Source organism: Porticoccus litoralis, assembly GCF_030676955.1.
Classification (GTDB): Bacteria; Pseudomonadota; Gammaproteobacteria; order Pseudomonadales; family Porticoccaceae; genus Porticoccus; species Porticoccus litoralis.
This window is the reverse complement of sequence record NZ_JAUUUU010000004.1, coordinates 70790-97682: the sequence shown is the minus strand read 5'-3', so window position 1 is coordinate 97682 and position 26893 is coordinate 70790. Positions and strand designations below refer to the sequence as shown.

Genomic DNA, 26893 nt, shown 5'->3' with positions numbered 1-26893 from the left:
GTCAGAAAGGCCGCATTATAATGGGCCAGGACGTTAAGCAGTAGGGGGCGAAGATCATTTACTGTCGATCATAAATATCTTCAAACCTGACAATGTCATCCTCCCCCAGGTACGAACCCGACTGCACCTCTATCATTTCCAGGGGAATTGCTCCCGGGTTCTCCAGGCGGTGAGTCTCGCCGATGGGAATGAACGTTGACTCATTTTCAGACAGAAGAAATTTTTCCTTGCCCTTGGTCACCAGAGCAGTACCACTGACCACAATCCAGTGTTCAGCACGATGATGGTGCATCTGCAAAGACAGTCTACCGCCTGGCTTCACGACAATTCTCTTTACCTGGAATCGGGGACCATTCTCAATAGAATCGTAGAAGCCCCACGGACGGAAAACCTTCCGGTGAACATCCGCCTCACTACGCCGCTGTTCACGAAGGCTGGCCACAATGGCCTTAACCTCTTGAACTCGCGATTTGTCCGCAACCATAAGTGCGTCGTCGCTTTCTACGACAACCATATCTCGCAGTCCGAGGGTGGCAATTAGCTTCCGGTCCGCCTGCACATAGGAGTTATGGGTATCCAGTGCCATAACATCGCCTTTAAGGGTGTTGCCTTGCTCGTCTTTGTCTGACACATCCCACAATGCTGACCACGAACCCACGTCACTCCACCCACAATCCATAGGCACAACCACTGCCGACGGTGTCTTTTCCATTACCGCGTAGTCAATGGAGTCTTCCGGGCAGTTGAGGAATAACGCCTTGTTTGGCCTGACAAAGTCCTCATCCTCTTGGGCCTTGGCCATAGCCTCCCGACAAACTGCAAGGATATCCGGGCGGTGATTGGCCAGCTCTTCCAGGTAGCGGTCGGCACGGAAAAGAAACATACCGCTGTTCCACAAGTAACCCCCCTGTGCCAGATAGGATTCCGCCACCTTCATAGAGGGCTTTTCGACAAATTCTGCCACTTCCAAGGCAGGACCACCGGCAAACTGAGCCCCACACTTGATGTAACCATATCCCGTTTCGGGAGAGTCAGGGACAATCCCAAAGGTGACCAGCTTTCCCTGACGAGCAAACGTGATAGCAGCCGCAACAGACCGGCGAAATGATACTGCGTCCCCAATTGCGTGGTCTGCCGCCAACACTAGCAACACCGGATCATCCCCTTCTAGGGAATTATCCAAGGCGTAGCAAGCAGCCAGCGCCACAGCCGGAGCAGTGTTTCTCCCCTCCGGCTCCAGGAGGATTTTCCCCCCTGCCTGTCCAGCCAAGCGTAGCTGCTCCGCGACCGTAAAGCGGTGGTCTTCACCGCAGATCAAAAGCGGCGGCTCACAGTCCATCCCCTCCATACGGGCGCAGGTTTCCTGCAGCATCGTCCGGTCTCCCAATAACGGTAAAAATTGCTTAGGGTAGAGCTGGCGGGACAGTGGCCACAAGCGGGTACCGGAACCTCCGGCCATTACAACGGGGATTATCGACATAAGCCTCTCTCCGATCAGCTATGGATTTGCCAGGATGGTTACAATCATACCGGCTGTGCTGCTGCCAAAAAATAACTAGCCACACAAACACCGTACCGATTATGGCAACAGACAGCACGCGGGGGGAAAATCTCACAACATCATGTTACGTCAATGAGCTTTGCTATTACGGCAGGTAGCGCCGCCGACCAGTCGGTTACATTCGTACCCAAAGCCGTCTTCAGTTTCCTGTCCGATAAAACCGAGAAGAGGGGGCGCTTGGCCGGTGTTGGATATTGTTCGGTAGAAATTGGCAACATGCCGGGAACCGGGTAGCCGGGAACATAAGCTTTAACAACATCAAAGATAGCTTTAGCAAATTCAAACCAACTACAACTTTTACCGCCTGAAAAGTGATAAATACCCGATGGTAATTGTGCTTCAGACATTCTGATAAGGTTGGCGGCCAGATCCCCCGCATAGGTTGGCGAACCGTATTGATCCGACACTATTGAGAGCTCTTTTCTTTCCCTGCCAAGCTTCAACATGGTTTTAACAAAATTATGGCCATATTCGCTGAAAACCCAGGCAGTGCGGACAATCAAAAAGCGATCAGCCCGAGCCGCATACTCTTCTCCAAGCAGCTTGGTCTGGCCATAGACCCCAAGCGGATTGACTGCGTCCGATTCAACATACGGCTTTGGCGACGCTCCATCGAATACATAATCGGTAGAAACCTGTATCAATAGCGCACCCACTTTGTTCGCGGCCTTCACAAGGTAGCTTACCGCCTCACCGTTAATACAGCGAGCCAGCTCGGGCTCACTTTCAGCCCTGTCTACAGACGTAAATGCCGCAGTATTAACAATAACATCCGGCCGACACTCAACCACCAGCTCTTCAACGGCCTTTTCATCAGTGATGTCCAGATCGCTTTTCGTCAAAGCCACAAAGGTATGATCGGAATGACTCAACCGATCAGCCAGGCAACGACCCAATTGCCCATTGGCACCTGTGATCAGAAACTTCATGACTGGCAGAATTCTTTGAAACCGGATGCAGAGGCATCCTTGTCAGAGAGCTGGATCTCAAGACCACCCGGCCAGTCAATGGCAAGATCCGGATCATTCCAGAGAATTACTCCCTCATCATCAGGAGCATAGTAATCGGTACATTTATATTCGAAATCAGCAAGCTCACTCAGTACCAGGAAACCATGGGCAAAACCCGGCGGCACCCAGAACTGGCGCTTGTTTTCCTCATTCAAGATAACACCGTGCCAAAGACCAAAAGTGGGAGAATCACGCCGCAAGTCGACTGCGACATCAAAAACCTCACCCCTGACAACACGCACCAGTTTTCCCTGTGGGCGACGGACCTGAAAATGAAGCCCTCGTAAAACCCCCCTTGTGGACCGGGAATGGTTGTCCTGAACGAAAGGCAAGTTGATATTGGCCAATTCTGCATAGCGGGAGGCCTGAAAGGTCTCAAGAAAAAAACCACGTTGATCCCCAAACACGCTGGGCTCGATAACGACACAATCCTTTATTCCTGTCTGGAAAACCTTCACCGATAACCCTCTACAACTCGCTGAAGATATTGGCCGTATCCAGTTTTTCCCAAAGAATGAGCTTGGCTGGAAAGTTGCTCTCTATCAATCCACCCCTGGCGGTAAGCTATCTCTTCAGGACAGGCAATTTTCAGCCCTTGGCGGTGCTCGACTGTCTGTACGAACTGACTGGCCTCCAGCAGGGAGTCGTGGGTACCTGTATCCAGCCAGGCAAAGCCACGTCCCAATTGGGATACAACCAAATCTCCACGATTCAGATAAGCGAGGTTAACATCGGTTATTTCCAGTTCGCCCCGAGCAGATGGTGTTACCTTGCGCGCGATATCGATGACGTCATTGTCATAGAAATATAACCCCGTCACGGCATAACTGGACTTCGGGGCTGCGGGCTTTTCCTCAATACTGACCGCTCGGCCATCATCATCGAATTCCACCACCCCAAAGCGTTCGGGATCGGTTACATGGTAGCCAAACACAGTGGCTCCCGATTCACGGCTGACTGCCGCCCGCAGTTTGTCCGTAAAATGCTGGCCGTAAAAAATATTGTCGCCTAAAACCAGGCAAACGTTGTCCTTACCGATAAACTCTGCAGCAATCAGGAAAGATTGCGCCAGGCCATCTGGCGACGGTTGCTCGGCATAATCAAGATTAAGACCAAATTGACTGCCATCTCCCAGCAGGCTGCGAAAACCTGGCAGATCGGTAGGTGTCGAAATCACCAGTACGTCCCTGATCCCGGCCAGCATCAATACTGACAGCGGGTAATAGATCATGGGTTTGTCATACACCGGGAGCAACTGTTTTGAGACGCCCAATGTGATGGGGTGCAGGCGTGTGCCCGCACCTCCAGCGAGGATAATGCCCTTGTATTTCTTCATCTATTTCCTTCGCTACCTGCTTGTTAGTAACTTTCATTTTCCTCGGCATGGCCAAGCCGAGCCAGCCGATATTCACCCGAGAGGACTCGCTCCCACCAACCACGATTTTCAAGATACCATGTCACCGTCTTTCGAAGGCCACTCTCAAACGTTTCCTGAGGAAACCACCCCAGTTCCCGCTCAATTTTAGTGGCATCAATAGCATATCGGCGATCGTGACCCGGGCGATCCTTAACGAAGGTTATCAAGTTGCGGTAAGCGTCCACCCCTGCAGGTTTGGCCGGGGCAAGCTCCTCCAGTAACCCGCACAAAAGCTCAACGACATCAATATTACGTTTCTCGATGTGCCCCCCAATATTATAGGTTTCACCTACTCTACCGCGTGTGACCACCTCAACCAGAGCTCGGGCGTGATCTTCCACATACAACCAATCTCGAACCTGTGAACCATCCCCATAGACAGGCATGGACTTACCTGAAAGGGCATTGAGGATCATATGCGGAATCAACTTTTCCGGAAAATGGTACGGCCCGTAGTTATTCGAACAATTGGTCACCAGTACAGGCAGACCGTATGTGCGGTGCCAGGCGCGAACCAAATGGTCCGAACTGGCCTTGGAAGCTGAATAGGGAGAACTAGGGGCATAGGGCGTAGTTTCAGTAAACAGGGCATCTGTGCCTTCCAGATCGCCATAGACTTCGTCGGTGGAAATATGGTGGAAACGAAACGCTGAGGCCTCATCTTCCGGCAACCCACTCCAATAACGGCGCGATGCTTCCAGTAGCGTGTAAGTGCCAACGATATTTGTCTGGATAAAATCCGCCGGGCCATCGATGGAACGGTCCACATGGGATTCCGCTGCCAGGTGCATCGCCGCCGTCGGTCGGAACTCGGCAAATGCCTTCTCCAGCGCGGACACATCGCAGATATCCATTTGATAGAAACGATAACGTGGCGAGTCAACTGCCGAAGACAGTGACTCCAGATTGCCGGCATAGGTCAGCTTATCGAGAACGGCCACCTCATGTGGGGTCTGCCCGATGAGGTGGCGAACAACTGCAGAGCCTATGAACCCCGCACCTCCCGTGATAAGAATACGCTCAGACATAAACTTTCCTACTACCTGTTCGGATACCATTGTGTCAGCAGCGACTCATATTCTCCCAAAATTTTCTCCCACCTAAAGTGCCTCTGAAAACGCTCAATGCTCGATTCTTTCAGTTTCTCTACGAGAACATCGTCCCCCAGTACTGTGTCGAACAACACTGCACACTCATCCTCATCAGAGAAATACAACATATCAGGGCCCGCCACCCAACGATTGAACTGGTTTTTGTGCGCAATTACTGCGCACCCTGCACCAAGGGCCTCAACCAGGGAAGGATTGGTCCCGCCCACACTGTGACCATGAAGATAAAAACGACAGAAAAAACGTAATGCCTGAACCACGGGAGCATCATAAATAGCTCCCGGAAAAAGAACCTCGGGACCTGCTGCTTCAATGACCTCGCGGTGATAACCATTATTCTCCGGGTCAAATTTGCCCAGCACCAGCAGCTTATGGTTTCTCGGTTCACGACTGAATGCCGCCACCATTTCAAGAAAAGAATTCTCGGGTTCTGGCCTGGCAATAACCACAGAAAACCCGTATGGCTCAATACCGTAGGGTTTGAGTAATGCTGGATCGGCAGAGGATACCTGATCGGCACCGTAAGCAATCGTGCTTATCTTGTCGGCAGATACCCGTGTCGCCAGATGGTCTTTAATTCTGGGATGGTCTGCAACGAGGTGATTCCCTACCCAACAGCCAATTCGCTCATTCAGCCAAAACCATGTTTTGGCCAAAGGTCCCCATTTTTTTCGTCGCCACTCAATGCCATCCATATTGAAGATATTTGTCTGTCCCTTGATTCGCTGTAGGAGATTAAAAACAGCCGTGTTGTAACCAAGTGTGAGGAATATGCCTTTCTCCGACAACGCATGTAACACTGCCTTGAAATCAAAGACGATGGTCGCAAGAGCTCCTTTTTGATGTACCGGTATATAAACTAAGCGAATCCCTTGCCAGGTGCTTTCATGCAGATTCCGGCCGTCATCATGCTGACAGTAGACTGTTACAGCCCAGCCTTTACTGGTCAGATAGAGTGCCAGCTTTTCAGCAAAGGTTTCAAAACCACCATGTTGCGCCGGAATTCCCCGGGTGCCCAGGATGAATAAGGTTTTCATGTGGAAGCCTGAAGTTCGCCAAAGAAAAAGGCACGAATGTTAGCCTTGTAACCGGCTAGGGAAAACATACTTTCGAAACGCTGCAAAGCGTTCTGGCTCAGTTCAGCATAACCATCGGCCGACATCTCGAGAGCTTCGACCATAGCTTGGACTAGCTCATGGGTACTGGCTGCACTGAACAACAGGCCGGATCGTCCCGGCTCTACTATCTCCAACAACCCGCCATGGGCAGCCGCTATCACCGGCTTGCCAAATGCAAATGCCTCGATAGCAACACGTCCAAATGGTTCTGGCTGGGTTGAGGGCACCACCACATAATCAGCCCACTGGTAGTGGGGGGAAGGGTCCGAGCAAAAAGGCACCACCTCAATGGTGGCATCCAACCCCAATGCCGAGATGCGAGCGGTCAAAGTATCGAGCAGGTATTCGTAACCTTCAAATGGGCTACCAACGATCCGGACGCTCATGCGCTGGACCTGCTCGGAGGAAAGAGCGCCCAGGGCCTCGACGAAAAAGTCCTGGCCCTTCCACTGGTTGATACGGCCAATTAGTAGCAGCCTGAGCGGGTCATCCACAGTCATCGAATGCCCAGCAGACGAAAGCTGCTCAGCTGGGCGTACGCCGTTGTATATCACCTGCCCCACCAGGCCAAAGGCCTTACGCGTTGCCTCGGAATTATAGATCAGCTCCACGCCGGAAAGCCTTAGCAACAGGCGGAAAACCAGCAGCTGCCGGCGCCCCGGAATTTCTCGAACATGACAGATGATACGCCGACTCGAAAAGCGATAAAAACAGGCAGCAACCAGGGCAGAAAACATCACAACCGTATTGACGTAGACAGTCCGATAGGTGCTGAACGTCCGTATATAAAACAATACCCCCTGTAGCAGGTGCCAAATGAAGGCAAAGGGGTACTGCAACTCTCGCTTACGCAAAATTCCTTTGCCGAAGAAGGACAAACCGAGTCCCGGGATCGCCCTCAGTTCATCAGCCAGCTCCCCCTCTTCTGGCAATATCACATCCAGATCCCCGCCTCCTTCAGCTAGCGCCTGTACTGCCGACAAGAAACTGCGATCGGAACCATAGAGTTCCGCAGCCTGATGCAGGCATAAAATGGTCGATTCTCTATCCCGCATGCGCCCTACTACAAACTCCTGATAACCCGAGCGGGGTTACCGACTGCTATCGAATTATTCGGGATATCCTTGGTCACCAGACTGCCCGCTCCTATCACACAGTTATTGCCAATGGTTACTCCTGCCAACACAGTGACCTTCGCTCCCAACCAGCAGTTCTCACCGATCCGCACAGGTTTGCGCTGAGTACCCTGCTGACGAATAGGGCGTTCAGGGTCGTCGAATCTATGATTCTCTGGATGCACGCTGAAATACTGCCCAGTGATGGTATTAGCGCCAATATCCAACCCACCTGAACCACCCAGCGATGAGTAGTCGCCAATCGCCACGTGATGCCCAAGATGAATGTGCTCGCCTAGGTTGTTCAAAGTTGTGGAAACCACTACCCGACTGAAAGAGCCAATCCGACAACCATCGCCGAGGGTCAACTTACCCCGCCCCAAGCCACTCAGTGTAACGAAGTCGCCGAGCACCACCCACTTTCCAAGCTCAATACGGCTCAGGTGGCTAAAAGAAACACCACGTCCGAGAAAGAGAAAGCGTGGTAACTTGAGGAACAATACTAAACGCAGCCCCCTGAGCCACTCAATCAACATCTTGCAGACGAAAGAACACAGCATCACCGAGGAAATGTCGGGATCGAACCGGAACCCGGGGTTCTTATACGAGCGGATGATCCGCTCAAAAAAAACTTTCAACATAAGGCCTGTCCTTGGATGCCGGACCCGGTACGCAGTTCGTGCGCTTTGCCGCCAAAGTCATGTCTAAAGTGCTCCCGGAAGTGGCCTCGTGGCACTGCCATCAACAGGAACATCGTCACCAGCAGGAAGGCCGGATTCTGCAAGCCCATGATACTGGCATTGGTATAAGCAACAATGGAGATAAAGAAAATAACAGGAAAGGTATTATGTCGCGCCCTTCTAGACATGGCCCACAGAAATAACGCATAGATAATCGCGAACAGTATCGTCGAGCGGAATAGCAAGGCCAAGTATGTATTATGAGGATTATAGCTATCCTTATGCACACGGCCATCGTCGTCGATAAAATCGACTGTCATGCGCTCATCCATCGGCCCAAGAAAAAAATCTCCCAGGCGAAACTCGGTCAGATAATAATGCACCTGCCCCACCCAGATCGAACTTCGCGCGTGGGTGGCATCCCACAACAAGCTATACCAACTGGTGCCGGTGGGCATCAATGGAGGTTGGGCTGAAGGGTTGAAGTGTAGAATAGTCAACACAGCAATGAAGCCGAGCGCAGGCATAATTAACGCCAACATGGCCAACAGCCGATTCCTGACGAACAGATAACTGAAGCATGCGACAAATAGGGCGACAACCGGTGTGAAGCGGAAGGTCAATAGCATGGCCATGGCACTTAATCCGATCATGACTAGACGATAGCGCCCACCGCGGTTGACGAATAGATTCCAGATCAACACCAAGCCACTGTATGAATCGATGTCAGCGGTGCTACCACCAATACCGTAGAGTGTCTCGATGGTGAAACCACCAAGCGAGATAAAGAAGCTGTTCTTGCTGTCTTCGCTGACCAGAGGCAGAAAGCCAAGCCAGTCCATGAAGGAAAGGGCAAAATACATAACGTAACTCAAGTTAAGACAACGGGAAAAGGCTGCCAATGAAACCTCAAACTCCGTAAACAGGAAGAACAGTAGTAGAAACTCCAGTGCAAATAGTCGGATGTATAGGGTGTGCCTCTCCAACGGCCCAACGAACAATAACGGTACTAGAACCATACAGATTAATAAGAACCGGATATTGATAGCCCGTCTTGAACCAAAGCAAATCACGACCAAAAAAGCCGCCGTCACTAAGAAGGGTACAATAGAGACATAAAACGCAGTATTACCATCCACCCAGACCATCGACGCGACAATGAAGGCAAAGAATAGGTAATAGAATCCCACTAGTGCTGGCCCGCCAATTTTCGACTTGGTCATGGCCGCACACTCGCATCACACCCGAAAACCGCCCCAGGATCAAAGCTGGCCTCCGGATCTCCGGCCTCGCCCAAAGCTTTAAGCAGGTCATCCTCATTGCGAACCATTGAAGCGAGGCCCTGCTCCACCAAGTCGGTCATATATTCCACGCCTGGCAGATCAAGCAGCAGGGTTCGGCAACCAAAACCTATTCCTTCGTAAACTGCCGTTGAGAAGACCCCAATCTGGTAGCCTGCTCCCGCCAGCAACTCATACAGATTGTCCTCCTTGGCAATACGGACATTGGGTTGCTCCGCCAACTTGCACAACGGTTCGTAGTCTTGCCACCGAGCAAACTCGCCCGGATGCAGTTTGTAAATGATGTCGTAGTCGCTCAAAACGTCGCGTAGAGCATACACCTGTTCGGCAATCTTGGCGCCAAGCGCGCCCTGAGACAGCACCACCACCCGCTTGTCGTTTTTTTTGATATGCGCATAGCGGTCCTTAAGGCCGATGAAATAAGGAAAACCGACCACCTGAATAGCCTCAGAAGGCAGAGGCAGCACACCCATGTCACGCCAAAAACTGCCCCAAGCCATGAAGGCATCAGGGAAGTAGTCGAGACCACTCTTTGTGTCTGGGTAGCTATACCCCAGGTGGTAGCGGCTGAAAGTGCCATGCTGGATTTCTAGCGTCTCGATGCCTAGCTCCTTGGCCGCACATATAGCATCACCATAGGCATAGCTCACCACCACCACCAGTCGTTTAGGTTTCAGGCGTTTGAACAAGGCTTGATAAAGACGTTTGTTAATCTTGAACTTGGGCACTGCAGAAGCCAGAAGTGCTTCCAGATCAAGTGAAACGCCGACCTGCCGGGAAAGTCGCTCGCTGACCGCTTGAAGCGTAGCTCGTTGCTGCTCTGTAAGACAGGGGCGACTGAACAGTCCAATTAGTTTCACCAGCACTGGGAAAATATCGATGAAGCTGCGCTCCGAGTCGTAAGCCTTGCGATGACTAGAACTTAGGTCGGCACGATCCAGGGACAAATAAGGAATGCCTTTGCGTTTGAGTTCCCGAACGTAGAAATGGCTGTAGATATCAACTTCTTCTCCTGCCAGTTTCATACTGCGTGGGTGCTCAATAACTACCTGCTCTACTGGACCGCGACGGAGAAAGGGGTTGTGGAAGAGCGCGCCGAACAAATACTTGCAGATTTTGGCCAGCTTGGAAATAGTAGTGTTTTTTTGTACATGCGGCGCCAAGAACAGACCAGCCTGCTCGGCAACATAGTAGTAAATTGGCATCCGCATGTATTGCCAGACCTTGACTCCACCCACATTGAAATCAAGCAGATCATACTTATACTCGACTTCCCAAATACACTGGCAAAGCGCCGCCACATCCATTTGATCTACATTCATGACACAGAAGAACCTGTTCCCTGAAAAAGGAGCGAACTGCTTCCAAAAGCACATCGGCGAACTAAATGAAAGCCCGGCACTACCATCACGGCCTTATCGCCTTCCAGAAAGCCCAGGGCATAGGGAAGCGGCGACTTTGGTAATGGAAAACCAACACCGCACTCAACGCATATGAGAACAACGTCGAGTACGCCGCACCTATGGCCCCGAAATACTGGATAAAAACATAATTCAAAATTAAGTTGATAATGGCAGACAATACTGTGCTAACTGCCAAGAAAGATGTCTCATTTATATACACAAGGTAAGGGAAAAAAATCTTGTAAACTCCCTGAACAGCACACCCCATGGATATCCAAAATATATAATCCACCGCTCCAGAAAAAGACTTGTGAACCACGTAAGGAAGAATAATCACGGACACCAAGGCGATCACTCCCGCCAGAACAAAAACACCCGCAAAATATCCATAGGTATAGCGAACGACATCTCGTTTGACCTTATCCACCGGAACCTGAAGGACTTTGAAAAACCAAGGTGTCCAAGCCTTGACGAAGGCATCTATAAACAAGCCAACAATCATGCCGAAGCTGTAGCCAATCGAATATAGAGCCACGGCCTCTAGTCCGACCATGCGTTCAATAAAAATCCGATCGCTGACGGCAATAACCACACCGCCCAGAGCGTGTGGAATCAATGGCAAGGAAAGCTGAAGAATAGATTGGATAACGCCTTTACGAACTGAAAATTTCAGATAGCCTCTTCGCCAGATGGATAAGAGTGCCACAACAAAAAAAACAGTATTCGCTACAAGTAATCCGACAACCTGAGAGTACCAACCAAAATTAAACCCTGCGAGCAAAATCACAGTTACCGCGACACTCAAAGAAGTGTTACTAACCTCGAAACCCGCATAAACATAGGCTTTTCCTTCATTCCGCAGAAGCGTCAAATTAATGGTATTAACCATCATCATGAAACTCAGGATTGGAAAGACTAACCATAATTCAGCAGGAATCGATAAGAACTGCTCAGTTGTGAGAGCGACCCCCAAGCACAACAACAATATCAAGAGCGAGCCTGCTCCAAGCACAAATAGCATATTGCCAATGAGAACTGCCAACTCACTTCGTGATGAAGCAAAGAAATTCTTCGATATGTTGGTATGGATACCCATACCAATAACGGCAAAAAATAGTCCGTTAATGACTAGAAAAATTGAAAGCGCCCCGAACTCTGCCGGCCCGAGGAATCTAGTTAAGAACGGCAACAAAAGAAAAGGGGCAGCCTTGTTAACAATACTCGACCCTAGATAGGTAAAGGCGTTACGAATCACTTCTGTATACTCGCCAACTCCGTAAGCTTTAGCTCATCCAGAGTTCCTTGAAACAAGTGGATATTCTTTTTGATGACGTCCCGGTCCAAGTCCCACCACTTGATCTCAAGCAATTTTCTGATGACCTCATCAGAGAAGCGGTATTTGGCAATCTTTGCAGGCACACCCACGACAATGGCATAAGCAGGGACATCCTTGGTGACTACGGCACCAGCACCGATTACAGCGCCATCTCCAATGGTGACGCCCGGCATGATTACAGAATTCGCACCAATCCAGACATCATTCCCGATTAGAACCTTTTTGTAGGTCTGACTGCGTTTGTCGACAAACCCACCCACATAGGGAACATAAGGAAAAGCACTGATTGTCAGATTTTCATGAGAATGACTGATCGCATTAATCGTACAATCCCAAGATATGGCACAGAACTTCCCTATTTCCGCCTTGGCTACTTTTGTGTAACGGCCAATAGCCGAGTAGTCCCCTACCAAACTATCCTGAACACTTGCCCCAAGCGCGATACGAGAATACGCATTCAGTACGGCACCGCTCAAGACCGCGCCTGGTGCGATGGATACATGCGCTGCAAGGATATTATACTTCCGGTACTTCCGTTGCTCGGCAAACCGCTTCAAATTCCTCAATTTGTCGAGAAAGATCATGGCAGTCTCTCTAAATAGTTTTTCATAACGGAGAAATTTGAATCCATCATCGTACGCGACACATTCATCCTGTGTCCTTTTGAGTACAACTCGTATCGCATTTGAGCAACAACGTCATCCGCTACTCGTTTATTAGCGACATATCGGTTATATCCGGAAAAGATCTTTTTACAGACCTTGCTCAGAATATCATTACGATAATGGTGAAAACCCTCTACTACCATACCACCGATCACCTTTTCGACAGCCTTTCCACGACCATCTTCCGCGATTAGCACGGACATACGCGAAATCGAGTTCATAAAGATATGTGCATGAACTCGATAACCAACATGTAGGTCTACAGATGAGTAATAGTCCACCAAACTCTCTGCACTACCAGATATATCCACATAGGCAATGCCCTCCCCCTTCAACCACTGTGCAAACTCATTATGCTTACTGTTATGCACCTGTTTGGCACCATGGCTTTTAAGGAAGGTGTTTGAATCAAGGGCATGGTGGAAAACCACCTCGAACTCAGCTTCTTTGAAATACTCCCTGAGCCGCAATATCTGCGACTTCATTTCCCGCTCCATCGAAGCGCTTTCGATAAAGGAAACGCCCAGCGAGAACGCCACCTTGCGCAGCTTCTCGGGCAGCTTGAATTCCTTGCCGATGAAATCCAGATCGTAATAGGCCGGGCAGCCGGTCATTAAAACATTGTCGAAGCCCTTGAAGGCTAAGGTATTAAGAGTATGAAAGTCTCGCACGCTAAACGGTAGACCGGAGCCTGCTGCCTTTTTCAACAGTTTCAGGGTGCTGGCGGACAAGGGGTAATCGTAGCTGTCCTGCCAGTTGCCGCTGATAGACTTCCAACCGATACCCATAGTGGTGATAGGCACTTTGATATCGTCAAGATTGGCAGTCAACGCGTAAATGCCCGGGTGCATATGGGACTGTAATGAGGGGCCACCCATAAGGATCAAGGCCTTGGCATTGTTGACCAATTCCAGAGTGGCTGCATCGAAGGGTTTCCATGCGTCAAGATCGACAATCTCCCGGTCAGGCCTGAGGGCGGCAAACAGTTTTTTCGCGCGGTATTTGATCAAGAAATCGCCGGCATTATTTTTACTGCCCGTCAGAATGACATAGTAATCTTTCACTCAAACATTCCCCACTGCAACACTGTATCTTCGGGGATCGCCTGTAGGGCAGTTTTGCCGACCAGCTCGTCTATGGAACGCGGACTGATGCCATGCGCGGGGCGCTTGAAGGTCAAATCAGCCAGCTCGATCAGCTTGCCGACGGGAATATCATGGGTGGCAACCAGACTGCGGCGTGCGTTACGACGGGCCGGTTCTTCTTCACTCAGAGCTTCAACCTTGAAATTGCCGAGAATACTGAAGGTCCGCTCCAGATTTCTACGGAAGGCCTTCAGGTCTTCCATGTCCATGGCATGGTAGTGGTCGTTCCCCGGCAAAGTCTTGTCGTGGGTGAAGTGCTTCTCAATGATGACGCTGCCCAATAGAGTGGCCATTTCGCAGACCTTCATGTCGTTGGGCAGGGTGTGGTCAGAATAGCCAATGAACTTATCCGGAAAGGCGCGCTTCAGGCCTAGAAGCATACCGAGGTTGGCATTTTCATCCGCAGTCGGATAGTTCAGCACACAGTGCAGCAAGGCCAGTGGGTTACCAAAATGTTCGATCCACCCGACGGCTTCCTGGATTTCCCAGAGGTGACTAGCACCAGTGGAGAGAATGATCGGCTTGTTGAAACCACACATGAACTGGATGAACGGCTTGTTGGTGATATCCGACGAGGAGATCTTGTACACATTCATCAGGTCGCTGAGAAAGGTCGCCGACTCGATATCGAAGGGCGTGCTCATGAACTCGATGCCGACCTTATCGCAGTACTCCTTCAGGGCGACCATCTCGGTTTTCCAGAACTTGTCGTGCCTGGAAAACAGCTCATGTTGGGACCGGGTTGGTTCCTTACTGGTGTCCCAGTAGGCTGGCGAATGCTTGGACGCCAGTGTGTCAGCCTTGTAAGTCTGGAACTTGATGGCATCGGCACCACCTTCCTTGGCCTCATCGACCAGCCTTTGGGCGATCTCCATAGAGCCTTCATGATTGACGCCGGCCTCAGCGATGACGTAAGGGTGATAGAGTTTGGCTGCGTGCGGGTCGGTCGAGTTAAACAACTGGAGAATGTTCATTCCTGCTCCAAAATATCATTGACCAATTTGAGTGTCCTCTTACGGCCACTGGCCAGGTCAGACTTGGCCATGAGGCCGCTCATGTATTGACGGGACTGATAGTTTTCCACTAGGCCGACGAAAGCCTGGAGGATTTCCTGTCTGGAAACGGAAGTCCCTAAACCAAGGTTGAGAAATCCGTATTCGGCCGAGGCGAAGAAGTGGGTCAGCTCCCGCTCATTCTGTGCCAAAACTATCGACGGCACCTGCAGTGAAGCCACTTCATAGGTGGTGCGCCCGGCAGAAGTAAAGATGATATCTGCACCATTCATATGCTCGGCGATGGTCATACTGTTACAGAATACTTTGATATCCTTATAAGTCTCGAGGGTCTCGTACTGGGTATAACCAAAACCCGCCACCACAAAAATCTCTATGCCACGCTCGCAGCAATATGGGTGGATAGCTTCGATCACTTTACAGGTGTAGTTGTTAGGGTCGACCCCACCAAAGGTCAACAATACCCTACGCACATGCTCCGCTGGTTGATTGAGCGAAGTAAGAATAAATTCGTCGCGCAGAATAAAATACTCTTGGCCGAAGTAATGCTGGGGCAAGACTTCACGCTCAGGGTAGATCGCATTAATTACCAGATCTGCTAAGCGTGCACCTGGCCCCAAATCCTCAAAGTTGATAGTCCGAATACCAACCTGCTTGAGCGCCGCCATGTAACTTTCACTAGTATCCAGACAATCATTGATCACCACATCAGGCGTAAGCTGAAGGATGTCATCGACTATGTTTTCCCGCACCTGCATGTGCACCACGTAGTTCTTGGAGGCAATCTTGTCAAAGGCGAGCTGACTCTGGTCATCCACTAGGAATTCAATCTGATGATTAAGGATGTCGTTGGCGACCAATAAGGTATTGTAGACATGACCGAGACCGATCTGCTGGTAACCGGAGACGACGAATAGGATCTTTTTGCGCTTGAGGTAGAATTCACAAAGACTCCAATCTTCGTAGGTATCGATATCAATGTCTTCGCCACCATGCAACAGGTACAACTCCACGTGCGGGCCTATACGATTGTTTTCCGAGATGACTGAGCCGCGGGTGATGAGAAAGCCGCCAGTTTCCTTGAACACCGGCTCCATATACTGGCGATTGACACGCTTTGTATAGTTGGGAACATAACGCCCCTTCTCTCGCTTCCAAGTGAGGTGAGTGTCATCGCGGGCGGAGATGATAGTGTCAATAGTTGGCTCTTCAATCAGTCGCTCCAGCGCCATATCAAGCGAGGTACTCTTGAGCAACGGAGAGGTAGGCTGCAGAGTGACGATAAGGTCGTAGTCCTTCCCCTCCTTCTCCCGCGCCTGCTGGTAACCGTCAAAAATCACCGGGTCCAGGGTGGTGTGATCCTGCGACTTGGATGCATCCCGGTTGATAATCTTCGCACCAATTTTTTCCGATATAGCAGCAATTTCACCATCGTCAGTGGATACGTAGACGTCCGGCTGGAACTTAGAGCCAAGCGCTGTCTGGATGCTGTAGTAAATCAGGGGCTTGCCAGCCAAGGCACGCAGATTTTTCCGAGGTATCCCCTTAGAGCCACCGCGGGCTGGAATGATAATCAGAATGTTCGGTTTCATTACAGACCTAAACTAGTGCTGCCGTCAACGAAGGAAAGCTCAACGGCCTATGGAGTAATAGCGAATCCCTTTCTTACTCATTCGCACGGGATCAAATAGATTTCGGCCATCGAATATTACTGGCGCTCTCATCTGACTCTTGATGAACTCAAAATCGGGCGCTTTAAATAACTGCCACTCAGTAACAATGATAAGGGCATCCGCACCCTCTAGAGCAGCCTCCTTTGTGTTGCAAAGGCTTAGCTCGTGGCGATCAGCATAGATACGCCGGGCCTCCTCCATAGCCTCCGGATCAAATGCCTGAACGCGAGCACCTGCTTCCCAGAGCGCCTCCATCAATACGCGGCTGGGTGCCTCACGCATATCATCGGTATTGGGCTTAAAACTCAGCCCCCAGAGAGCGAAGGTTTTACCTGCAAGCTCGCCAAAAAAATGTGCCGAAATCTTGTCGAATAACATCCGCTTCTGGTGATCATTGCGTATCTCAACCGCCTTCAGCAGGGTAGCATCAAAGCCTATACCTTCGGCCGCCTGGATCAAAGCCTGGACGTCCTTGGGAAAACAGGAGCCTCCGTAACCTGCCCCAGCATAAATAAAGTGGTAACCGATACGAGGGTCAGAGCCGATACCCTGACGAACCATCTCGATATCAGCCCCTAGTCGCTCTGCCATGTTCGCCATCTCATTCATGAAACTGATCTTGGTAGCTAGCATACAGTTGGCCGCGTACTTCGTCAGTTCAGCACTCCGCACATCCATAACAATAATTTTCTCATGATTGCGATTGAATGGCGCATATAGTTCTCTCACCACATCTTCACTAACTTTGCTGCTGGTGCCAATGACAATACGGTCTGGGCGCATGCAATCGGCAACGGCAGAACCTTCCTTGAGGAACTCGGGATTAGAGACCACATCGAAAGTAAGATCTGCGCGACCGCGTTCGGCCAGCACACTGGCCACGTGCAAAGCGACCTTATCCGCGGTGCCTACAGGGACGGTGGATTTATCGATAATTATCTGATCTCGCTCCATGTTTCGGGCAATCGACTCTGCCACAGCAAGTACATACTTCAGATCAGCGGAACCATCCTCGTCAGGTGGAGTACCTACCGCAATGAACTGCACATCTCCGTGCCTCACAGCTTCTGCAACATCAGTGGTGAAATTCAAACGGCCGGCCTTGTAGTTTTCCTTCACTAAGTTTTCAAGACCTGGCTCATAAATGGGGCTGATACCTTGCTTGAGTTGTTCAACCTTGCCAGCGACTACATCCACACAAACCACATCGTGACCCACTTCTGCCAATACGGCACCCTGCACCAACCCTACGTAGCCGATACCAAAGACAGTGACCCTCATGAAAACCCCTTATTATTCAACAATATATTGAGCGCAATGATTGCTGCTAGCTTTTTCACTACCTTAGTTGATTTACCTCTCGACTTGATATCAAGTATCAGCAGCCTAACCATAAACTTCCGGCTGATCTCTTCGTAGTTATCGGCCTGGTGATTCTGCCCACGCAATACCCCAGCAGCGTCTGGGTCACCTCCTTACTGTTGGCGACTTTGTACTTAATACCTCCAGTGAAGGAGTAGTCAGCCGCATACTCATCGACCAGTTTAGAGAGCTTTTCCCTAGCAATACATAAGGTCGTCACAGAGGGAAACGATTTCTCCGCTGGCTACAGCTCATTGATTTCAACGGCATGAAACTCTCCACGGATGTTATTGGGTTTGAAACAAGTCAGGCTGGTCATGGCCAGGACGTCTTCTTGACAGAATTCGATTCCACCTTGTTCGCATCTCGGCGCGAGGTTCAAACAGATCTGGCACTGCTTCGCCGGACCAACATACTGCGAACCAAAGCAGCAAGCACGCCAAGCATTCCCCCCAAAATCATACCTAAAGCTAAAATAATGACTCTCTTTGGCTTAACGGGGGTTTCCGGCACTTCCGCACGACTATCCAAGGTAAAAACTGAAACATCGTCCGGATTGACATCAATTTTCCCAAGGAAGTCGAGCTGGTTTTCGAGATCGCGCAACTCGCTAATAAAAGGGTCATCATTTTCCCTTTTTTCCAGCACAGCCAGCTCCGCTCGGATGGCTTTGGCGCCACGCATGTACATCAAGTTTCCATCGACAAATGGGGAAAGATCACCATCTGAGGAGGTAATCACCGAGGGACTATCCAAGTTTATGGCTTCTGCAACTACCAGAGCGTCACGTAAACGAACTATACGGTCCTCCCGACGTTTCTGAGCAGTGATTCGAAGCGCGTCGATCTGCCTTTCAATCACTTGTGTCTTGGCCAAAATCTCAGCACGCACATTCTCATACATGTCATGCCGAGTTTTTTCCGCTGCCATATTGATGTAAAGATTAACCCACTCGGCAGCAATCTCCGGTGATTTATACTCGACCATGACTTCATACAAATCAGGCCTGTTCTTTTTATCTGGAGCTTTTACCTTAAGTATTTCGCTGAACCTCACCCACAACCGCTTTTGCTCTTTGGCACCTTGGTCAGTAGCTAATACAGGCAGGGAAGTATCGTGGAAAAAAGTGCGTTTCAATGAAACTGACATCAGGTTTGTCTTGAACACTGCATAGACATCATTCACGGTAAATCGCTTTAGTGCGTCTTCCTTACCCCCTAGGTTGTAGCCGGCAATATCGCTCAGCTGAGGAGGAAGAACACCTGCTTTGGTTTCATACACCGGGGTACTAAGGAAGGCGTAAGCTGCAGCTACCGCTGTGACCACCACAGTAATAGCCATAATCAGCAGCTTTTGCTGCCAGAGGTTCTGAAATAGTTCAACCAGGTCTATTTCATCTGAGCAAACAGGATAAGCATTTCGCGGGGCTTGTTCGGGGTCCATCCGGTAAATCCTTCACTTCGGGTTGGCGACAAGGGCGCGAATTATAGCAATAGGCACCCACTTTTTGACATCGGAAATTTCCTTATAGCCCCTTCCTTTCGCGTGAAACCTCATCTGACGCTTTAGCCCCTTGCTTTCCCTCTCCAGCTTCCCCATCATTTCCCGCCTGCCTTTTCTGGACTCAACTTTGATGGAACACATCTCCATTCGCGGCGCGAAGACCCACAACCTGAAATCAGTAGACCTCGATCTGCCAAGAGACAAGCTGATTGTAGTCACAGGACTGTCCGGTTCCGGCAAGTCGTCTCTGGCTTTTGATACGCTCTATGCTGAGGGGCAACGACGCTACGTGGAGTCACTGTCTGCCTACGCCAGACAGTTCCTGTCGATGATGGAAAAGCCGGATGTCGAACACATTGAAGGGCTCTCCCCCGCCATTTCCATAGAGCAGAAGTCTACCTCACATAACCCCCGCTCTACAGTGGGAACCATCACAGAAATCCACGACTACCTGCGGTTGCTCTTCGCCCGAGTTGGCGAGCCTCGTTGTCCGGATCACAAGGAGCCCCTGGCGGCACAAACCATAAGCCAGATGGTTGATCAGGCACTCGCACTGCCTGAGGACACACGCCTTATGCTCCTGGCTCCCATTATCCGTGGCCGTAAAGGTGAACATGCACATGTCTTCCAGAGCCTCAGGGCACAGGGGTTTATCCGCGTTCGGGTGGATGGACTGATTGTTGATCTGGATGATGTGCCAGAGCTCGAGAAGAATAAAAAGCACGATATTGATGTGGTGGTCGACCGCTTTAAGGTAAAAACCGACATCAAGCTGCGCCTGGCTGAGTCCTTCGAAACTGCCCTTAACCTGTCCGATGGACTTGCAGTGGTCACCTTCATGGATGGGGAGCAGAAAGACCTGGTGTTTTCCTCCCGTTTTGCCTGCCCCATCTGTAACTACAGTATCGATGAGCTGGAACCCCGGATGTTTTCCTTTAACAATCCGGCGGGCGCCTGTCCCAGCTGTGACGGTCTAGGGGTAAAGCAATTTTTTGATATTGACCGGGTTGTCCAGCACCCGGAAGTCTCTATTGCAGAGGGCGCCATTCGCAGCTGGGACAGAAAAAACCTGTTTTATTTCAATATGCTGACTTCTCTGGCCGACCATTACGGCTTTGATATCAATACGCCTTTTCAGGAACTGTCGCCCCAACATCAACAGGTTGTTTTATTTGGCAGCGGCGATGAAGTCATCACCTTCAATTACGTCAATGACAAAGGCACCGTCTTTAAGCGCTCCCATCACTTTGAAGGCATCGTACCCAACATGGAGCGACGCTATCGCGAGACAGAATCCCAATCTGTGCGCGAGGAACTTACTAAATACCTCAGCACGCAAAGTTGCCCGGAGTGCCATGGTGCTCGGCTCAAAAAAGCGGCCCGCCATGTCTTTATCGATGAAAAAACCCTGCCCGAGGTAGGCAATGTGCCCGTAGGCGAACTGGCTGATTACTATGAACAGCTGACCCTCACTGGCAGTAAGGGACAGATTGCAGAAAAAATTCTCAAGGAGATTCGCGACCGACTGCGTTTTCTAGTGGATGTGGGCTTGAATTACCTGAACCTTAACCGCAGTGCCGAAACCCTGTCCGGGGGTGAAGCACAACGTATACGTCTTGCCAGCCAGATCGGCGCTGGATTAGTGGGCGTGATGTATATCCTCGATGAACCCTCCATCGGCCTGCACCAAAGAGACAATGAGCGTCTTTTGGCCACCCTCACCCGACTGCGGGACCTGGGCAATACCGTGATTGTGGTAGAGCATGATGAAGAGGCCATTCGCGAGGCAGATTATATTGTCGACATCGGCCCTGGAGCGGGTGTGCACGGCGGAGAAATCATTGCTACGGGCAGCCTCAACAACATCATTAACGAGCCCCGCTCACTGACTGGCGATTATCTTTCTGGCCGCAAAAAAATCGAGGTTCCCACCCGACGTATCCAAGCCACAAATACTCGGCTGAAAGTCAGCGGTGCCAGTGGCAACAATCTGCAGCAAGTCGACCTGGACCTGCCGATTGGTCTGTTTACCTGTATTACAGGCGTTTCCGGTTCGGGTAAATCAACATTGATCAATGAAACGCTTTATCCTTACGCGGCCACTGCCCTGAACAAGGCCACCACATTAAAGCCGGCGCCCCATCAATCAGTCGAAGGTATCGACGCCCTCGACAAGTGTGTCGATATCGACCAGAGCCCCATTGGTCGCACTCCCCGCTCCAATCCGGCCACCTATACCGGCATTTTCACCCCGATCCGGGAGCTGTTTTCCGGCACCCAGGAAGCCCGTTCCCGTGGTTATAAACCTGGCCGCTTCAGCTTTAACGTCAAGGGCGGGCGCTGTGAAGCCTGTGAAGGCGATGGCGTAACCAAAGTTGAAATGCACTTTCTGCCCGATATCTACGTACCCTGTGATATCTGCAAAGGCCAACGCTACAACCGCGAAACCCTGGATATCCGCTACAAAGGCAAGAATATCCACGAGGTACTGGACATGACCGTGGAGGATGCCCGTGAGTTTTTTGATGCTGTTCCGTCCATTGCCCGCAAACTGCAAACCTTGATGGATGTTGGCCTGTCATACATCCGTCTGGGGCAATCAGCCACCACGCTTTCCGGCGGTGAAGCACAACGGGTTAAGTTATCCCGCGAACTCTCCAAACGGGATACCGGAAGCACGCTTTATATCCTGGACGAACCGACTACCGGACTTCACTTCCACGATATCCAGCTCTTGCTGACGGTTCTGCACCGCCTGCGCGACCACGGCAATACCGTTGTTGTGATAGAACACAATCTCGATGTCATCAAAACTGCCGACTGGATTGTAGATCTCGGCCCTGAGGGCGGTTCAGGCGGGGGACAGATCATTGCCACAGGCACGCCCGAACAGGTCGCCAAGGTCAAAGGTTCACACACCGGGCGATTTCTGGCCAAATTGCTGGCGTAATCATCAATAGTCTGGCCAGACGCTACCTGGCAGCAATAAAGCTGGGAGCCAAGGAGTTACTCTTCAAGCGCCTTCATGAATCATTGCACTGATTCGTGCCACCAGAACAATGTGCTGGCTATCTGAAAACTCTTAACACAACAACTGCCGAAAGCTGCCCCAGAGAAAAATCAGCCAGCCAAATGAAATTCTATGGCTACAGGTTGTTGCTTTTCCTGTTTATACAGTTAAGATACTGTATAAACATACAGACTGTGGATATAACCATGACAGCCACCCACATTATTGATCAGCTTCGTTCACGCATCCGGCTACTACGCTATGTCAGTCGCTACCCCACTGCTGAAGCCTGCCTGAGAACAGGCACTCACCCCGTCATCCTTGGCCCAGAGCAGTTGAGCAGATTTTTTGCGTTTGTCGCCAACAATGAGCGACGCCATAGTCGTTAAATGGATTAGATCTTAAGTGCATCTTCGGGTGATGCTCAGCCGTGAGGTATCGAAGACGAACGTAAATGCAAGTCCCGCTGCGGAAAGGGAATTTCAATGCCGTTGCTCACCAGGGCTTTGTTTATCGCCAGCAGGTACTCCGACTTCACCAGCCCCGGTCGTTTGATGGCTTCACCGCGGACCCAGACCGACAGGGCAAAATTCAGGCTGCTATCACCAAATTCCTTCATCACCACAAAGGTCTGACGATCACCCTTCTCAAAGGTCAGTGGCAGCTCCCTGGCAGCGGCAGCGACAATCTCAATCACCTTGTGCGTATCGGAACCGTAAGCCACACCAAAAGGAATGGAGAAGCGACGTTCGTCATCCTTGAGCGTCCAGTTATTGACCCGACCATTAATGAACTCAGAATTCGGCACCAAAATATCTGCATTATCCATGGTCTTCAGCAACGTGCTGCGAATATTGATTTCCTTTACTTCTCCCAACAACCCGGACTCAAGCTCAACGAAATCCCCGACTCGCAAGGACTTTTCAAACAGGATAATGATGCCGGACACGAAGTTGTTGGCAATATTCTGCAACCCGAAACCGATACCGACACCAAGTGCCCCTGCTACCAGCAACATCCTGTCAAAACTCACGCCCAGACTGGCAAGGGCCATCAGGAAACCGATGGCGAGAATTGAATAGCTCATAAGACGGGTAAAGGTATAGAGCTGGCTTGGGGAGATACGGCTGCGGGAGCCAACTACTTTGGTCAGCGCCCGGCTCAACCACCGGGACAACACCAGCGTCACGGCGATAATCAGCAGAAAACCGAAAAGCTCACCCAAGGTCAGCACATAATCGCCGATCTCCAGCAATTTCAGCTGAAACCAGTCATCCAGCCACTTCATTTTCACAGCGACCTCACAACCACTTCTTATATTTGAAAATCAGTAACAATGTGGACGCGATGGTCGCCATTGTTCCCAACAAGATAAAGTACCCACCTTCCGTGTGTAATTCGGGCATGTTGTCGAAATTCATGCCATACACGCCGGCCAGAAAACCGAGAGGCACAAATATCGCCGTCAGCACGGTGAGAATGCGCATGGTGCTGTTCAGCTCGTGAGATGTTAGGGAGATATAACCATCGACCAAATCTCCAGCCACCTCGTAATACATGGATGAGAGTGACAACAACCGCTCATATTTTTCATAAACATCGATCACCTGGTGACGATATTCCTCAGACTCTGCACTGAAAAGTGGCTCATCCACTTCACGCAACGATTCAAACACCCCTGCAAGATAGGAAAAGATTCGTCTGAGCTTACGCAGGCGGGTGCGATAACTGGTGAGTTCACGCATTTTCTGGTCATCCGGATGTTCCTGCAAGCCGTCTTCCAGTTCTGACAAAGTCGGCTCAAATCCCAGCAATAAGTCCAGATAGCGTCTTGCAGCCGTGGTTGCCAGCGCCAGCGCCATGTGAATACCGCCCCTGCCCAACATCTGTGGCATGGCAGCCTTACTCCACCATTCATTGATACTGACAGAAACGCCGCCACGGCGAGTAATCAGAAAGTTTTTGCCGGCAAACATGGCGATCTGCACAGTACCAAAATCCAGGGACTGACTTTCCGCATCTAGCCCCCTCAAAAGAATAAACAAATGATCGTCAAACACTTCCAGCTTTGGCGGATGACGTTTGCGCTGGGCATCCTGAATAGCGAGATGGTGCATACCAAAACTTTCCAGCAATGCACTTTCTTTGGCCTCATCTTCCCCATACAGGTCCAACCACAAGTAGCCTGCCCCCGACTGCCGCCACTCGTCAATTAACTCACTGCCCCCCTGCTTTGGTTGGCCGCTGCTATCCAGCAGTGTGACTCTCATCATCGCAACACTCCTTTTCTAAACGAGTATATGTCAAGCCGTGATCAAGCCAATCATTTTTCATAAGGATACCTGCACTGTGCACGTGCTGTTACCATTACCCCGATGGTGAGCATGTCTATGAAAGTTTATCTGGTTGGCGGCGCGGTACGCGACAAACTACTCGGATACCCCTACCAAGAAAAGGACTGGGTGGTCGTTGGTGCCTCACCGGAAACCCTTCTGGATCAGGGATATCGGCCCGTAGGTAACGACTTTCCAGTTTTTCTGCACCCACAAACCGGCGAGGAATACGCATTGGCCCGCACCGAGCGAAAATCCGGTGTGGGCTATAAAGGATTCCAGTTCTGCACCGACAGCAACGTCACACTGGAAGAAGACCTCAGTCGCCGTGATCTCACCATCAATGCCATGGCGCAAGCTGAAGACGGCACGCTAATTGACCCCTATGGCGGTCAGGAAGACCTCAAGAACCGGGTGCTGCGTCATGTTTCCAACGCCTTTGTGGAAGATCCCCTGCGGGTGCTGAGGGTGGCCCGATTTGCCGCCCGCTATGCTCACCTGGGTTTCACCATTGCACCGGAAACCATGTCCCTGATGACAGAGCTCAGTCACAGTGGCGAGCTGGAGTCTCTCACCCCCGAACGGGTATGGATGGAAACGGAAAAGGCTCTGGGCGAACGCTCTCCCCGTACCTACATTGAGGTGTTACGCGAGTGTGGTGCCCTGAAAGTGCTGCTCCCTGAAGTGGACCGCCTGTTTGGGGTTCCCCAACGGGCTGACTATCACCCGGAAGTGGACACCGGCTTACATATTCTGATGTCGCTGGATCAGGCTACATTGCTGGAGTCCGACCCCGCAGTACGTTTTGCTGTTTTAATGCACGACCTCGGCAAGGGCATCACCCCATCATCCATTCTGCCAAGGCATATTGGCCACGAAGAAAATGGTGTGAAGTTGGTTAATGGGGTCTGCGACCGCCTCAAAGTACCCAACCGCTTTCGGGAGCTGGCTGTTGCGGTAACACGCCACCATCTTCACTGCCACAAAGCCCCTCACCTCAAGGCATCAACAACCCTGCGCCTACTGAAAGAAATCGGCGCACTGAGACAGGCGGATAAACTGCAGCAATTTGTCCACTGTTGCGAGGCCGATGCCAGGGGGCGACTAGGTTTTGAACAGCGGGAATATTATCCCGGACAATGGCTGCAGAAGGCGTTTGCGGCAATACAAAACATCGACCATCAGGCTCTGATCAATCAGGGGCTCTCCGGAAAAAAACTGGGGGATGCCATCGAGCAACGTCGCCTGTCCATTCTCAATGAACTTCGGGAGCCCTGCCATTGACCGCACCCGTGCTGTTAGTGACCGGGGCTGCCCGACGTATTGGCGCAACCCTCGCCCGCAGCTTCCACCAGGCAGGCTTCAATGTCGCCCTGCACTGCCATCAATCCATCGATGATGCCCAGCGACTGGCCAATGCGCTCAATGCTGAACGCCAGAACTCTGCCAACGTCTTCCAGGCAGCTCTGGATGACCTCTCTGCGGTCAAGAATCTGGCAAAACAGGTTGTCCTGTGGCAAGGCAGGCTGGATTGCCTGATCAACAATGCCTCCAGTTTCTATCCCACGCCACTGGAAAGCGCCGACAATGAACAATGGAACGACTTGCTGAACAGCAATCTAAAGGGCCCCTACTTTCTCTGCCAGGCACTTGCCGGGCCTTTGCGGGAAAGTGCCGGCAGCATTATTAATATTGCTGACATTTACGCCCGCAGTCCTCTCAAGGGCTACAGCATCTACTGTATCGCCAAGGCCGGCAACGCCATGATGACCAAAGCACTGGCTACAGAGCTGGCTCCCATAGTACGTGTCAATGGCATTGCCCCTGGCGTCATTCTCTGGCCCCACAGTGACGGGCAAATGAACGATGACCTGCAACAACAGGTGATCAGCAAGGTACCGTTGCAACGTATTGGCGACCCCGAAGATATTGCCCGCACAGCCCTGTTTCTGGCCACTCGCGCCAGTTATCTCACCGGGCAGGTGATTGCCGTCGATGGTGGAAGCAGTCTGAATAGCTGATTTATTTGATCGAGCTCAACTATTTTCACTCTTCGCCCATTAATGCGGCTTGAAAAACCTCCTCAGAAGCCCAATTCCTTCTCATGAAACGGCGTGGAAGCAATTTGTTGACTATGCT

At 51.0% G+C, this 26893-nt stretch carries 22 protein-coding genes and 1 pseudogene; 4 read left to right on the top strand and 19 right to left on the bottom strand.

All coding sequences use genetic code 11. The annotated features are described in order from the left end of the window. Positions 1-58: 58 nt before the first annotated feature. From Q8A57_RS08680 to Q8A57_RS08600, 17 genes and pseudogenes are all read right to left on the bottom strand, one after another. Positions 59-1480, bottom strand: coding sequence for a mannose-1-phosphate guanylyltransferase/mannose-6-phosphate isomerase (locus Q8A57_RS08680; RefSeq protein ID WP_305170654.1), 1422 nt, complete (start codon positions 1478-1480; stop codon positions 59-61). Positions 1481-1620: 140 nt separating this feature from the next. Beyond that, on the bottom strand, positions 1621-2490 hold the full coding sequence (rfbD, locus tag Q8A57_RS08675; RefSeq protein ID WP_305170653.1) for a dTDP-4-dehydrorhamnose reductase: 870 nt from the start codon (positions 2488-2490) through the stop codon (positions 1621-1623). Then, positions 2487-3029, bottom strand: coding sequence for a dTDP-4-dehydrorhamnose 3,5-epimerase (gene rfbC, locus Q8A57_RS08670; RefSeq protein WP_305170652.1), 543 nt, complete (start codon positions 3027-3029; stop codon positions 2487-2489). The genes rfbD and rfbC overlap by 4 nt, the downstream gene beginning before the upstream one ends. Further along, the gene (gene rfbA, locus Q8A57_RS08665; RefSeq protein ID WP_305170651.1) at positions 3026-3907 is read right to left on the bottom strand and encodes a glucose-1-phosphate thymidylyltransferase RfbA; all 882 of its coding nucleotides are present in this window, start codon (positions 3905-3907) and stop codon (positions 3026-3028) included. The genes rfbC and rfbA overlap by 4 nt, the downstream gene beginning before the upstream one ends. Before the next feature lie 23 nt (positions 3908-3930). Continuing rightward, positions 3931-5016: a dTDP-glucose 4,6-dehydratase gene (gene rfbB / locus Q8A57_RS08660; RefSeq protein WP_305170650.1), complete on the bottom strand. Its 1086-nt coding sequence runs from the start codon at positions 5014-5016 to the stop codon at positions 3931-3933. An 11-nt stretch (positions 5017-5027) separates the two neighbouring features. Continuing rightward, positions 5028-6134, bottom strand: a complete 1107-nt coding sequence (locus Q8A57_RS08655; RefSeq protein ID WP_305170649.1) for a DUF1972 domain-containing protein — start codon at positions 6132-6134, stop codon at positions 5028-5030. After that, positions 6131-7270, bottom strand: coding sequence for a glycosyltransferase family 4 protein (locus Q8A57_RS08650; RefSeq protein ID WP_305170648.1), 1140 nt, complete (start codon positions 7268-7270; stop codon positions 6131-6133). The genes Q8A57_RS08655 and Q8A57_RS08650 overlap by 4 nt, the downstream gene beginning before the upstream one ends. Positions 7271-7278: 8 nt before the next feature. Beyond that, positions 7279-7971: an acyltransferase gene (locus tag Q8A57_RS08645; RefSeq protein WP_305170647.1), complete on the bottom strand. Its 693-nt coding sequence runs from the start codon at positions 7969-7971 to the stop codon at positions 7279-7281. Further along, positions 7965-9233: a hypothetical protein gene (locus Q8A57_RS08640; protein WP_305170646.1), complete on the bottom strand. Its 1269-nt coding sequence runs from the start codon at positions 9231-9233 to the stop codon at positions 7965-7967. The genes Q8A57_RS08645 and Q8A57_RS08640 overlap by 7 nt, the downstream gene beginning before the upstream one ends. Continuing rightward, positions 9230-10633 (bottom strand): hypothetical protein, encoded by a 1404-nt coding sequence (locus Q8A57_RS08635; protein ID WP_305170645.1) that lies wholly within the window; start codon positions 10631-10633, stop codon positions 9230-9232. The genes Q8A57_RS08640 and Q8A57_RS08635 overlap by 4 nt, the downstream gene beginning before the upstream one ends. Before the next feature lie 85 nt (positions 10634-10718). Then, complete coding sequence (locus Q8A57_RS08630; RefSeq protein ID WP_305170644.1) at positions 10719-11969, bottom strand: oligosaccharide flippase family protein; 1251 nt, start codon at positions 11967-11969, stop codon at positions 10719-10721. Further along, a pseudogene (locus Q8A57_RS08625) lies at positions 11966-12262 on the bottom strand (CatB-related O-acetyltransferase); the annotation flags it as partial. The gene Q8A57_RS08630 and the pseudogene Q8A57_RS08625, both read right to left, overlap by 4 nt. Before the next feature lie 368 nt (positions 12263-12630). Then, positions 12631-13779, bottom strand: a complete 1149-nt coding sequence (locus Q8A57_RS08620) for a polysaccharide pyruvyl transferase family protein (RefSeq protein ID WP_305170643.1) — start codon at positions 13777-13779, stop codon at positions 12631-12633. Beyond that, positions 13776-14834 (bottom strand): N-acetylneuraminate synthase family protein, encoded by a 1059-nt coding sequence (locus tag Q8A57_RS08615; RefSeq protein ID WP_305170642.1) that lies wholly within the window; start codon positions 14832-14834, stop codon positions 13776-13778. Before Q8A57_RS08615 ends, Q8A57_RS08620 begins: the two co-directional genes overlap by 4 nt. Further along, complete coding sequence (locus Q8A57_RS08610) at positions 14831-16465, bottom strand: cytidylyltransferase domain-containing protein (RefSeq protein ID WP_305170641.1); 1635 nt, start codon at positions 16463-16465, stop codon at positions 14831-14833. The genes Q8A57_RS08615 and Q8A57_RS08610 overlap by 4 nt, the downstream gene beginning before the upstream one ends. Positions 16466-16504: 39 nt before the next feature. Further along, positions 16505-17827 (bottom strand): UDP-glucose dehydrogenase family protein, encoded by a 1323-nt coding sequence (locus tag Q8A57_RS08605; protein ID WP_305170640.1) that lies wholly within the window; start codon positions 17825-17827, stop codon positions 16505-16507. Positions 17828-18286: 459 nt separating this feature from the next. Next, entirely contained in the window at positions 18287-19351 is a 1065-nt protein-coding gene (locus Q8A57_RS08600) for an LPS O-antigen chain length determinant protein WzzB (protein WP_305170639.1), read from the bottom strand. Between the two features lie 190 nt (positions 19352-19541). Between Q8A57_RS08600 and uvrA the strand changes: the two genes are divergently transcribed. Further along, positions 19542-22361, top strand: coding sequence for an excinuclease ABC subunit UvrA (uvrA, locus tag Q8A57_RS08595; protein WP_305170638.1), 2820 nt, complete (start codon positions 19542-19544; stop codon positions 22359-22361). A gap of 266 nt (positions 22362-22627) precedes the next feature. Then, entirely contained in the window at positions 22628-22810 is a 183-nt protein-coding gene (locus Q8A57_RS08590) for a hypothetical protein (protein ID WP_305170637.1), read from the top strand. A gap of 35 nt (positions 22811-22845) precedes the next feature. On the opposite strand, the gene Q8A57_RS08585 is transcribed toward Q8A57_RS08590, so the two are convergent. Beyond that, a complete protein-coding gene (locus Q8A57_RS08585) occupies positions 22846-23709 on the bottom strand; it encodes a mechanosensitive ion channel family protein (RefSeq protein ID WP_305170774.1) in 864 nt (287 codons plus the stop codon). Positions 23710-23722: 13 nt separating this feature from the next. Next, a complete protein-coding gene (locus Q8A57_RS08580) occupies positions 23723-24694 on the bottom strand; it encodes a magnesium transporter CorA family protein (RefSeq protein WP_305170636.1) in 972 nt (323 codons plus the stop codon). 117 nt (positions 24695-24811) lie between these two features. On the opposite strand from Q8A57_RS08580, the gene Q8A57_RS08575 reads away from it, so the two are divergent. Further along, on the top strand, positions 24812-26038 hold the full coding sequence (locus Q8A57_RS08575; protein WP_305170773.1) for a multifunctional CCA addition/repair protein: 1227 nt from the start codon (positions 24812-24814) through the stop codon (positions 26036-26038). After that, complete coding sequence (locus Q8A57_RS08570) at positions 26035-26775, top strand: pteridine reductase (protein WP_305170635.1); 741 nt, start codon at positions 26035-26037, stop codon at positions 26773-26775. The genes Q8A57_RS08575 and Q8A57_RS08570 overlap by 4 nt, the downstream gene beginning before the upstream one ends. The last annotated feature ends 118 nt before the right edge of the window (positions 26776-26893 follow it).